Raw genomic sequence first — 12737 nt, 5'->3', positions numbered from 1 at the left:
ATTGTTGCTAAAAACATTTAAAATACTATTTAGACTTATTTCTTGAGGATACTGAGCCTTTTAACTAATATAAAAGACTGAGGCTAAACATAATAATTCAAGCAAGATATTGTTTTAGATCAAAGGGAAGATGAAATTTTTAAAACTTTCATAGTTATCTATATGCACCCCCTTCCCTTACATTTTTCTGAGACTATAATCCGCACACCATAAAAAAGTATATTTCGAGGACTCATATGCGTCGTGGGCAAGAAATCATTAATCAAGAAGTGACATACTCTGATAATCAAGAGCTTGTCTCTACTACAGATTTACGCGGTGTCATCACATACGTAAATAAGGAATTTTGTACGATTGCAGGTTACACCGAGGAAGAGCTACTCGGAAAAAATCATAATATTGTTCGCCACCCTGACATGCCAAAAGCGGCATTTAAAGAAATGTGGGAAAAACTAAAGCAAGGCCATTCTTGGCGTGGCATGGTTAAAAATCTCTGTAAAGATGGTCGTTACTATTGGGTTGATGCATTTGTTACACCCATTTATGAACATGGTCAGTTGGTTGGCTATCAGTCAGTTCGAACTAAGCCATCTGAACAATTAAAAGACCGTGCAACGGCACTGTACACTAAGATTAATAATGGAAAATCAGTCGCGTCATTTCGTGAAAATATTTCGCTGAGACAAATTTTGTCTGCGGTTATTTTATTTGCAGGCATTGTCGGCTTAGCGTTTACTACTTCATGGATGGTTGCCTTAGCGAGCTGTGCCGTTGTAGCACTCCTTTTTGCATTAAATTATGACGAGCTCGTTGTAACCCCAAGCCATTTAAAGCAGCAACGTGCAGAGTTTGATTCAGTATCACGCTATGTGTATTCAGGTTCACATCCTTTTAGTATTGCTGCCTATAATCAGCAAATGCTGTTCGCTAAGCTTAGAACTGTATTAGGTCGTGTTAAAGACTCTACTTACTCATTCAAAGACATTGCTACCAACTTAGATAAACAATCGTCACTAACCGAGCAAGGTATTGCTGCACAAGGTCAACGTTTAAGTGATATTGCTACGGCAATGACACAAATGAGTGCAACTATTGGCGAGATTTCAGCAAATACTCATCACACTGCAGACAAGGTTAAAACAACTTACCAAAGCTGTAACGATATCAAACTGCATATTGAAGATAATAGCAGCATGGTGTCTGATCTAGCTAACCAAGTAGAGCAAGCAGCCACTACCGCTAACTCTCTTGCTAGTGAAGCTGACAAAATAGGCCAAGTAATGAGTGAGATTGAAGGCATTGCTGAACAAACAAACTTATTAGCGCTGAATGCTGCAATTGAAGCAGCACGTGCAGGTGAGCATGGCCGTGGTTTTGCGGTTGTAGCAGATGAAGTACGCGCACTTTCTTCACGTACTCAAAATGCGACAGCACAAATTCACAGCTCAATTAAAGAGATCCAAGATACGTTATTTAGCTGGTCTAAAGTGATGCAATCAACTAAAGCGCAAGCAGATAATTGTGTTGATACTACTGCTCACACTCAAACTGAGCTAGCGAGCATCTTCGCACAAATTGATGAAATATCAGGCCTTGCGACTGAGATTTCGACGGCTGCAGAGGAACAACAAGTTGTTAGCACCGATATACGCGAAAATGTAGAAAGCATAAAAGGACACAGCGAAGAGAACTTAAAGCTTAGCTACAACGTAGCTAAAGATGCAGCGGGGCTTGTTGAAGGCTCGCGCAAAGTTAACGATATGCTGTTAACCTTTAAAGTTTAAACTTAACTGATACAAAAAAGCCGCTTCAAAATGATGCGGCTTTTGTTTTTAGGGCTAATTAACGACTCGAGAAAACAAGTCCATTCTCATCAGCATCAATATGGATGATGGCACCCGGCTGATAATCCCCACCTAATAATCGCTGTGCTAATGGATTTTCAATGGTATGTTGTATAGCACGTTTTAAAGGCCTTGCCCCATACACTGGATCAAAACCACTTTCAGCGATGCGGTCTAGGGCTGCATCCGTTACTTCAAGAATGTAGCCTTTTTCAGTTAATCGCTCACGTAGCTTACTTAACTGAATGTCAGCAATTTCTTTAATGTGTTCATTAGCAAGTGGATGGAATACCACGGTTTCGTCGATTCGGTTAATAAACTCAGGACGGAACTGACTAACCAATACGCCCATCACTTTTTCTTTTAAGCCTGCATAATCATTTGAACCAGCTTGCTCTTGGATAATGTCAGAGCCTAAGTTAGAAGTCATAATGATAACCGTATTTTTGAAATCAACGGTACGGCCCTGACCATCCGTTAAGCGGCCATCATCAAGTACTTGCAGTAAGATGTTAAATACATCAGGGTGCGCTTTTTCGACCTCATCCAATAAAATGACTGAATACGGACGACGGCGAACTGCTTCAGTTAAATAGCCCCCCTCTTCATAGCCAACATAACCCGGAGGTGCACCCACTAAACGTGCCACCGAGTGTTTCTCCATAAACTCCGACATATCAATGCGCACCATGGCATCTTCAGTGTCAAACATGAAGCTGGCTAGTGCTTTGGTCAGCTCAGTTTTACCTACCCCTGTCGGGCCTAAGAATAAGAATGAACCGATTGGGCGATTTGGATCAGCAAGCCCTGCTCGAGAGCGACGAATTGCATTCGCAACCGCGACAACGGCTTCATCTTGACCAATCACTTTATGATGCAGTTCATCTTCCATCTTAAGTAGCTTTTCGCGCTCCCCTTGCAACATTTTGGATACAGGAATACCTGTCCAACGCGATAAAATCTCTGCGATTTCGTCTTCACCAACTTGGTTTTTAAGCAAGCTCATTTCTTGCATTTCGGCCTGTGAAGCAAGGTCAAGTTTACGCTCAAGTTCAGGAATACGACCATACTGGAGTTCAGACATGCGCTGTAAATCACTTGCACGACGCGCAACATCTAAATCAAGACGCGCTTGCTCAAGCTCAGCTTTAATGACTTGTGTGCCCTGTAATGAAGCCTTCTCAGCATTCCAAACTTCGTCTAGTTCGCGGTATTGGGCTTCAAGCTCAGTGATCAACTCTTGCATCTCAGTACGACGTTTTTGGCTCGCTTCGTCTTTCTCTTTTGCAAGGGCGTTATCTTCCAGTTTTAACTGAATAATACGACGCTCTAGCTTATCTAAAGATTCCGGTTTTGAGTCAATTTGCAAACGAATTGAAGAGCCCGCTTCGTCAATTAAATCAATCGCTTTATCTGGCAATTGGCGATCACTAATGTAACGGTGCGACAGCTGCGCCGCAGCAACAATGGCCGGATCGGTAATATCAACTGAGTGATGAAGCTCATAACGCTCTTTTAAACCACGTAAAATCGCAATGGTGTCTTCAACCGATGGTTCATCAACAAATACTTTTTGGAAACGACGCTCTAAAGCGGCATCTTTTTCAATATATTGACGATACTCATCAAGAGTTGTGGCACCCACACAATGTAACTCACCACGGGCAAGTGCTGGTTTTAGCATATTACCTGCATCCATTGCGCCGTCTGTCTTACCTGCGCCTACCATAGTATGGATTTCATCAATAAAGAGGATGACTTGCCCTTCTTCTTTGGCTAGTTCATTCAACACTGACTTTAAACGCTCTTCGAATTCACCACGGTATTTAGCACCAGCAACTAAAGCACCTAAATCAAGCGATAATACTCGCTTATTCTTTAAGCCTTCAGGTACCTCTCCATTGATGATCCGCTGTGCTAAACCTTCGGCAATCGCCGTTTTACCCACGCCCGGCTCACCAATTAATACCGGATTATTTTTAGTACGGCGTTGTAATACTTGAATAGTACGACGAATTTCGTCATCCCGGCCAATTACAGGGTCTAGCTTGCCTTGCTCTGCTCGCTCAGTTAAATCGATTGTGAATTTTTTTAATGCCTGACGGGTTTCTTCAGCATTCGGATCATCAACCTTTTGACCACCACGAATAGCTTCGATTGCTGCTTCAATTTTGCTAGAAGTAATATTTAGCGCTTTAAAAATGTCGCCTAATGGGCCTTTATCGTCACACGCGGCAAGAACAAATAACTCACTCGAAATGAATTTATCTTTTCGCTTTTGAGCATATTTATCACACAAGTTAATTAACGAAATCAGGTTGTTTGACAGCTGAACATCGCCACCAATGCCTTCAACTTTAAACAGTTTTTCGATTTCTTGAGATAACTTGGTGTTTAACTCATCAGCACTCACACCGGCTTGTGCAAGTAGCGCACGCACACTCGAGCCATTTTGTTGAAGCAATGAATACATTAAATGCACAGGCTCAATAAATTGATGATCTCGCCCAAGTGCTAATGACTGCGCATCTGAAAGCGCAGATTGAAATTTACTTGTAAATCTATCTAAACGCATAAGGGTTTACCTATTAAAAAATCTAATTGCTTAATTAATGGGTATGGTTAGTGATTTGTTCAAGTAAGAGAAGAAAATTTAATCACAAAAAAGGCGTATTAATTGCGCCAGATCAAGCTAGCCATGCGACCAGTTTGTCCGTCGCGGCGATAAGAGAAAAATTGTGACTTATCACTGACTGTACAGTATTCACCACCTGAAATATTGGCCACGCCTAATTGCGCTAATTGCTGACGTGCTAATAAGTAGATATCAGCCATGTATTTTTCATGTTTGGCTGTAAATGCCAGTTCGTGAAGCGGGTTTTGCGAACAAAAGCAATCTTTAACCTCTTGCCCAACTTCAAATTGTAAGGGACCAATAGCAGGGCCTAACCAAGCAATAATATCGCTTGTAGGCACTTTGAAATGCGAAATGGTTTTTGCCAATATACCTTGTGATAAGCCACGCCAGCCACCATGCACTGCTGCAATTTCATTGCCAGAATTCGAGCAAAGTAACACAGGCAAACAATCAGCTGTCATTATCGCAAGCGGCTGTTTTACTTTATTGGTATACAGCGCATCAGCAGAATGAACTAGGCTTAAATCACACCTTTCATCAACCACAACCACATCACTGCTATGAACTTGGTTTAACCAAACCGCGGGATTTGGTAAGTGACTTGCTAGTAGCGCACGATTTGCAAGTACAGCTTGTTCATCATCACCAACATGTAAACCCAAATTGAAACTATCAAACGGTGCGAATGACCCCCCCCCCTTTCGAGTGGTACTGATTGCGCTAACAGTTTTGGGTGCAGTCCATGCTGGTGTGATCATCACAATTAAAGCTCGATATTTGGGTTTGCTTTGGTATCTGCGCGTAATGCTTCTGTCATGGCAGCCATATCATCTGGAATTGGAGCTTGCCATGTCATCAACTCACCCGTAATTGGATGCGCAATAGAGAGCTTAACGGCATGTAAGGCTTGACGTTTAAAATCACGTAGCATTTGAAACAGCTCAGGTGTAGCCCCTTTTGGCGGACGCGGGCGACCTCCATATAGTTGATCACCAACCAATGGATGGTTCAAGTAAGCCATGTGTACACGAATTTGGTGAGTACGACCAGTTTCTAATCGTAAACGTAAGCGTGTATGAGCACGGAATTTTTCTGCTACACGGTAATGTGTTATCGCTGGTTTGCCCATTTCATGCACGGCCATGTGAGTACGTTTTGTTGCATGTCGACCAATTGGTTTTTCAACCATACCACCAGCAGTCATTGTGCCATTACAAATTGCTTCATATTCACGGGTGAAGTTTTCACGCTTTTGCAGTGCAGATACTAAATGTGTTTGTGCCGGAATAGTTTTAGCCACCACCATTAATCCTGTGGTGTCTTTATCTAGACGATGGACAATACCTGCACGGGGTACATTGATGATCTCTGGGTAATGGTGTAATAAAGCATTTAATACTGTGCCATCTGGGTTACCTGCACCAGGATGTACCACTAACCCCATAGGTTTATTAATTACCAAAATATCATCGTCTTCATAAACGATGTTTAATTTGATATTTTGTGCTTCATATTCACGAGGGGCTTCGATGGTTGTTTCAACACTCACCGTTTCGCCACCGAGTAGTTTTTCACGTGGTGTGTTTAAAATTTCGCCGTTCACAGTGATTTTATCATCCAAAATCCACGTTTTTATACGTGAACGAGAATAATCAGGGAACAATTGCGCTAATACTTGGTCTAGACGTTTACCGCCAAGGTCAATTGGAACCTCGGCTTGGAGAGAAATTTGCTCTGACATTAGTAACTTTACCCAATTTACCAGTGCAAGCTGTGCTCGACTGGGTTAGAATCGCTTTAATATAATACGTATAGTTTACTCGGTTTTCCTCACTTGGCCTAGCCGAAGACATCGAAGGTAAGAAATAAAATGATAAATAAAATAGGGAAACGTGCGTTCGCCATAGTTTTTTCAGTATCTGTACTTGGCTTAGGTGCCTGTTCATCAGCACCCGACCAAGAAGATATCCAACGCGTTCCTAATAAATCTGCGCAAGCTTTATATGAAGATGCCAAACAAACATTAGATTCTGGCTTATATGCTCGTGCAATTGAGCTATTAAGCGCTATTGATTCTCGCTACCCTTTTGGTCCTCTATCAAAACAAGTACAAATGGACTTAGTGTATGCACATTATCAAGCAGGTAATACTGAGCAAGCACTGGCAACTATCGACCGTTTTATTCGCTTAAATCCAAACCACAAAGATTTAGACTATATGTACTACATGCGTGGCTTAGTGAATATCAAAGCGGATGAAAACGCCTTCCAAGAATATTTTGGTGTAGACCGTGCAGACAGAGATGCAAACCGTACTCGTGTTGCATTTACTGATTTATCAACACTATTAAAACGTTTTCCTAATAGTGTTTATGCACCAGAGGCAAAAAGACGTGTTGTGTGGTTACTCAATAAAATGGCACGCTACGAGTTAAAAGTTGCTGAGTACTACTATGAGCGTGAAGCATACCTTGCTGCTGCTAACCGTGGCAAATATGTAGTTGAGCACTACTCACAAAGTAGTTACCTTGATCAAGCGCTTGAGATCATGGAAAAAAGCTACAATAAACTTGGCTTATCTGAGCTAAGTGAACACGCTAAAGCAACGCGAGAAGCAAACAAGCGTTAAAATAATTTAAAAAGCAAAAAAGGCGCCTAGGGCGCCTTTTTAATGTTTGCGATTAATCTAATATTTTATCAAATCGCGTCTTCATCTTCTTCCGCGGTACGAATACGCACTACTCGCTCAACATCAGTGACAAAGATTTTACCGTCACCAATTTTTCCTGTCTGCGATGTTTTAACGATAACATCAATTGCACGGTCAACATCTTCATCGCTTAAAACGATGTCTAATTTTACTTTAGGTAAAAAGTCCACCATGTACTCAGCGCCACGATAAAGCTCGGTGTGTCCTTTTTGACGGCCAAAGCCTTTAACTTCACTTACCGTCATCCCTGTGATGCCAACATCTGATAATGCTTCACGCACGTCATCAAGCTTGAATGGTTTAATAATTGCTTCGATTTTTTTCATTTTAAGGGTTACTTATTATTTCTCGATTGACTCGATTTTAGACAATCCAATTGCTGATGGCAAACAAAGCTATGAATTACGGTGATTAAATCAGCAATCATGATATTATTAAACAAAGTGATTCAGAATAGAGATAACAATGAAATCATTACAACGGGGTTTTACATTATTGGAACTAATGGTCACGATTGCCATTGTTGGCATCGTTGCTGTCATTGCGCTATGGGATAGCTCAGATATGTTAGAAAGCGACCGCGCCGAAAGCTACTTGCTTGAATTAAAACGCACGCTCAGCTTTGCACGAGCAAAAGCGACGAGTAGTGATGAATTAGTCATTGTTTGCGCAGGCGATACAGAATCAATTGAACAAAATAAATCTATATTTTGTTCAAGAGACTGGAGCCTGGGAAGTATTTTTGTATTTGTAGATAAAAGCCCTAACGGTACTTTTAATCCTGGCCAAGGGGATATCATTTTGCGCGTAATGGAAGAGATACCCAATAATAGCTCGCTCAGTTTTTCTGGTGCAAGAGTTATAAGATTTGAAACTAGCGGTATGATTAGAACTGATCCAGGCACATTCGTATATTGCCCTTCAAGTAGCAATAATGATAACAATAAAGCCTTATCTATTTCACAGTCTGGCACCGCAATGTATGAAGGAACAACAACAAAAACATGTAATTAACCCTATTTAATTGACAAATACAAAGCTCCTATTACATTTTAATAAATAGTCGCGATTTGGAGTCTTCAAGGATGAAGACAAATAATTACTTGCGTAGCCTTAAAGGTGCTATGTTAATTGAAATCCTAATAGTCTTATCAATTTTTTCGTTTTTACTGCATTTCGCTTTATTTGAATATAAGCCACTCCTCGCCAATAACCGCTTAGAAAGTAATATGCATACAGTTAAAAGAGCACTACAATTTACTCGCCTCAAGGCACAAACTAATAATGCCTATGTGACATTTTGTGCTTTAAAGCTTAACCGTTGTAACAAGGCGATGTGGCATAAATCTTTAACTGTCTTTGTCGATAAAGGCGAGCTTGGTGTGTTTGAAAGTGGCGATACCAAATTATTGGAAGTTGAAGCAATAAATAAATTAGATATGCTGACTTACCCACGTCACTCAGTAACATTTAGCCCAACAGGTATGCCAGTGGGTTTAAACAATGGCACTTTTATATACTGCCCAGAATATATAAAAGCAAGCCTCAAAGGGCTTGCTATTAGGGTCAGTACAATAGGTCGAGTCAGAATGATTGATACTGATAAGTGCTAAAGCCTATTTCCCCCAACAAGTGCTCGAATCAGCAGAACCTTGAGATTTTTTAAGGCCTGTGTCTGTAATTATTAATTTAGTGCATTCTGAATCTTGTAGTGGCGGACCTGATACTGGTGTTGCCTCTAATTCAAAGGTACCGGCATTATTATTGACAGTCGCCTTTAACTTATAAAAATTGTTTTCTGTTGTTTCTGCAACACCTAGAGCAGAAAGTGAAGTTGTGTACTCACGATTATCAACAAAGTATTGTTCTTGTTTATTAGCCGCGTCTAATAATGAGGTTATTGCCTCTGTTCTTGCTGTACGTTTTACATGTTCAAAATAACTTGGGATAGCAATGCTCGCAATAATTCCTAAGATTGCTACAGCAATCATCAGCTCGATTAATGTAAAACCTTTTAGGTTTTTTTTCCTTATTATATTCATATAATTAATACCTATGCTTTTGTTAATTCAGAGCATTCTTCGCTTTAAACTTATCATAGGTTTAGAGTCGCGATTATGCAATTAGATAAATACTCAATTCCATCATACAACGCTGCCTAAGTTAGTTTTAAACTGTTAAGCAGAGTCTTTGAACGGGAATTAATTACTGTTATCGTTTATTTCTTGCTTATAAATAAATGTCTGTTGTGTTTTAAATCCAAAGCCAATTGGCACTGCATCACTCACTAATTTGATTTTACCATCTTCAATTGTAAGCCCTGGACCTAAAATTTCTTGAACCTTAAACGGGTTTTGCTCACCTTTAATACCTGGTCCTATAGACAAGAATTGGCTTTGCTCTTTTACCTTTTCACTTGTATTGTCATCGCAGAAACCATCACTATTACCATCGACACAGCTATCGCCTATACCAAAGTAGAGCTGAGGTGTGTCAGGCACATCATTAGAAGTAGTGAATTTTAAGTTATCATATACCTTAGTGCCGTAATGTAAGTGGAAAGCATACAAGCTACCAGAGCCCCCGGTAAGTGAACATTGATTTACTAAATCAGTAGTGGATGCTGGTGAAAAACTTGTAAAGTAAGCAACGCCACCTATTACGGTACTTGCCGCTAGTGACTTTTCACCGGTAGTTGGTAGGTTATAATACCAACCGCTAAATTCACCCAGTTCTACTTCAAGCTCAGTAAATTTATCCAGGTCATCTAGTGCATTACCGAATGGATCTGACCCCACATCCATTAAATCAGCTTGAGTGATAGGCGCTGGTACATCCGTTCCCATAAATGACTGAGTTACCGTATTGATATCGCGTATCATAAAAAGCTGATCATTTGTTGCTGTTGATAACGGTTTTGAGCGATTCCCGCTACCTATTAATACGGCATCAAATGGCGTATCAATACGTGTTGTAATTGATTCACCTTGATAAGTTGTTTTAGATACTTTGCTAAACATGGTCCTGGCAATCATAGGCTTATAGAAAAAACGACGATCTTGGGTAGCTAATGTACTGCCTAAACTAGCTAACTTAAAATGTGTCCATGGCTCTGTTGAATCATTATAATTCTCAGATGGCATATCAATTCGCCAAATATCTCCACCTGTATCTGTTGCGTATAAACGATCAACATAACCATCGTAGTCAGAATCTAAAACCGTTATATCTGAGGCAATACTGTGATTACCTGTAAATCCATTTTCATTTGGCGTTAAGGCCCATATTTTCTTTCCTGTTTCGGCATCAACAATAAAAACGCCTCGTCCTTTACTATCGTTTGTACGAATAACATTATCTTTGTTGGTATCATAACCTGCACCAAATATAAGCACAGGTTTATCTTTGTATCCACTTAAGTTAATGTACGTCACCGTTGGCTTAGACCATGTTTGTGCCAGCTCTGAAAAGTCGCCTGTTCCACCTGTAATAGGCTCATCCCATAATAATTTGGGAGAATCAGGATTAGTAATATCAAGGCCATAATACTTGTTACCACCTCGTCTTAGGCCAAAAAATGCCCAAACACGATCTGAGTCATTAACTATCCCATCATTATTTTTATCATCAAAAAATATTGAAATTGGCCCGTCAACACCATAGACCTTTGTATCTGCTTGATTCTCACGAAGTGGCTTTATAATTTTATATAAGCTTCTAGGGATAAATGCCCAGCTTTCACTTAGTACATCATTTTTATCTTGAAACATATGCAAATAACCTGCATTAGTTCCGATTAAAATACGGATATCATCATTTCCATAATCAATCGTTACAGGTTTTGAATGTAGTGGATCACCAAAGATATCTTTGCGCGAATCAGTTGTTGAACCATCTTTATCTTCATCATCAATATCAAGACCTCTTGACCAATTTATAAGATCCTCAACTTCATTGGCGTCCGCTTCAAAATCGACTGCTGCTTTTGCTATTGTTCCATAATGAAAAACAACTCGGTAACGTGTGAAATTAAGTAATCGGCCATTAACATTGGTGATAACCTTTCTGCCTTGATTAGGAACGCTTGAAGAATTAGAAAGATATAAGTTCACGCCACCTAGCTCTACTGAATTGCCATCAGCATTTTCACCACTTGGTAACCAAAATGTTTTTGCATTTTTATCTATAAGACCATCTTCATTTAGAGCCTGTTTACCATCTTTATCAATAATTTGGTCACCAGACACTTTTAACTTTTTCAAGTTACCACGCCAACGAGCTCCTGTTTTAGGATAAAACATCGCATAATAAATTGATTCTCGGCTGCGAGTTTGATCTACGTTGTTACTCGCTACAGAGGGAGCTGTAAAACTGTCATTGACCTCTCGAATTTGAGTTATGGTATTTTTTAAAGCCTCTGATAATTGATCAGAGGTATTGGCATGAAGGTACTTACCACCTCCAAGGCGAGCGGTTTCAGACAACAAACGTTTACCATTGTCACTCATTCCAGAGCCAAAACCTATGGTGTAAACCCGACCTGTTTCATGAATTTCGGAAGTATCTGGACGTAGATCAACTTCAACATTGTCAGTTCCATGGATAATTTTTGCAAGCTTGTGCAAATACACACCAGCAATTTTATCGCTATCTGATAGAGAGCTACCGAAATAAGACTTGTGTAAACTGCTTATGTTTGAGTCTTGCTCATTATCAGAGCCCGCAGATGGGTCACCATCAGTCATGTAAATTACATTAACTGAGTTATCACAGCGCTTTACTTCATCAGGGTTATCAAAAGGAGAGATATAAGTGTAATTAGTAACTGTTTCATTTTCCCACCAGCACCCCCACCAGTTACACTTCCTGACTCTATTTGTTGTTGATGTTTTACTTTCTACAGAAGTATCGCGAAATAGCTCATTAACTTTCTCGCCATAATATAAACTTTGCCCAGTAATATATAGATACGCTTCCCAGAGAGTTTCAGTTAGCGGTGTCCCTCCATCAGCAGGTAAATTGGCGATCGTCGTTTTCAGCGTTGACATTGGCGAACCAATACCCGCTAGTACATAACCACCGCTAGTACTATTAAAACGCATAAGACCAAAATCAATATCATCATTACCATCTACAAGTTTAGTTATCGCATCTTGTGCAACGCCTAATCGGCTATCGCTGCACAAAATATAGCCACCAGAATAACCGCAACTATTACCTGAGCTGGTTGAAAACGCCATACTACCTGAGGTGTCAAAAACAATGAGTACGCGTGGTTTTTCATCTAAATCAACATTGTGATTAACATACAATTCGATGTCTTCCGCATGGGTCATCATACTGAAAATCACAGCACAATTTAGCAAGAGTTTGCTAATTAATTTTCCTATTTTCATCACAAAACCCAACTCGATGCCAATGTTAAAAAAGAGTGCAGTTCAAGTAGCCCAATGCTTAACTTACTTGCCTGCAATTGTTCATAGTACTAAGTTATTTTTCAAACTTAAAATCTAGTTACTCTTTGATAAAGATATAACTTAATATG

At 40.0% G+C, this 12737-nt stretch carries 10 protein-coding genes; 4 read left to right on the top strand and 6 right to left on the bottom strand.

From position 1 onward, the window contains the following. Nucleotides 1–236: 236 nt before the first annotated feature. A complete protein-coding gene (locus HYD28_08125; protein ID QLE08945.1) occupies nt 237–1784 on the top strand; it encodes a PAS domain-containing protein in 1548 nt (515 codons plus the stop codon). A 58-nt stretch (nt 1785–1842) separates the two neighbouring features. Here the strand turns inward: HYD28_08125 and clpB are convergent, their stop codons facing one another. The 3 genes from clpB to rluD all read right to left on the bottom strand — a co-directional run bounded on the left by clpB (nt 1843) and on the right by rluD (nt 6223). Beyond that, nucleotides 1843–4419, bottom strand: a complete 2577-nt coding sequence (clpB, locus tag HYD28_08120) for an ATP-dependent chaperone ClpB (GenBank protein QLE08944.1) — start codon at nt 4417–4419, stop codon at nt 1843–1845. Between the two features lie 98 nt (nt 4420–4517). Further along, nucleotides 4518–5240 (bottom strand): peptidoglycan editing factor PgeF, encoded by a 723-nt coding sequence (pgeF, locus tag HYD28_08115; protein QLE10515.1) that lies wholly within the window; start codon nt 5238–5240, stop codon nt 4518–4520. Between the two features lie 5 nt (nt 5241–5245). Beyond that, nucleotides 5246–6223: a 23S rRNA pseudouridine(1911/1915/1917) synthase RluD gene (rluD, locus tag HYD28_08110; GenBank protein QLE08943.1), complete on the bottom strand. Its 978-nt coding sequence runs from the start codon at nt 6221–6223 to the stop codon at nt 5246–5248. A 129-nt stretch (nt 6224–6352) separates the two neighbouring features. On the opposite strand from rluD, the gene HYD28_08105 reads away from it, so the two are divergent. After that, nucleotides 6353–7111 (top strand): outer membrane protein assembly factor BamD, encoded by a 759-nt coding sequence (locus HYD28_08105; protein ID QLE08942.1) that lies wholly within the window; start codon nt 6353–6355, stop codon nt 7109–7111. Between the two features lie 68 nt (nt 7112–7179). Here the strand turns inward: HYD28_08105 and HYD28_08100 are convergent, their stop codons facing one another. Next, nucleotides 7180–7518, bottom strand: coding sequence for a P-II family nitrogen regulator (locus HYD28_08100; protein QLE08941.1), 339 nt, complete (start codon nt 7516–7518; stop codon nt 7180–7182). A gap of 139 nt (nt 7519–7657) precedes the next feature. Between HYD28_08100 and HYD28_08095 the strand changes: the two genes are divergently transcribed. Both HYD28_08095 and HYD28_08090 read left to right on the top strand, forming a co-directional pair. Then, a complete protein-coding gene (locus tag HYD28_08095) occupies nt 7658–8206 on the top strand; it encodes a GspH/FimT family pseudopilin (protein QLE08940.1) in 549 nt (182 codons plus the stop codon). A gap of 71 nt (nt 8207–8277) precedes the next feature. Further along, the gene (locus tag HYD28_08090) at nt 8278–8805 is read left to right on the top strand and encodes a GspH/FimT family pseudopilin (GenBank protein ID QLE08939.1); all 528 of its coding nucleotides are present in this window, start codon (nt 8278–8280) and stop codon (nt 8803–8805) included. 3 nt (nt 8806–8808) lie between these two features. Here the strand turns inward: HYD28_08090 and HYD28_08085 are convergent, their stop codons facing one another. Both HYD28_08085 and HYD28_08080 read right to left on the bottom strand, forming a co-directional pair. Beyond that, entirely contained in the window at nt 8809–9234 is a 426-nt protein-coding gene (locus tag HYD28_08085) for a type IV pilin protein (protein ID QLE08938.1), read from the bottom strand. Between the two features lie 159 nt (nt 9235–9393). After that, nucleotides 9394–12588 (bottom strand): pilin biogenesis protein, encoded by a 3195-nt coding sequence (locus HYD28_08080; protein ID QLE08937.1) that lies wholly within the window; start codon nt 12586–12588, stop codon nt 9394–9396. Nucleotides 12589–12737: the final 149 nt, after the last annotated feature.

This window comes from Pseudoalteromonas shioyasakiensis (genome assembly GCA_013391845.1).
Classification (GTDB): domain Bacteria; phylum Pseudomonadota; class Gammaproteobacteria; order Enterobacterales; family Alteromonadaceae; genus Pseudoalteromonas; species Pseudoalteromonas apostichopi.
Note: the sequence above shows the minus strand (reverse complement) of the source record. Positions and strands in the feature narration are given on the sequence as shown.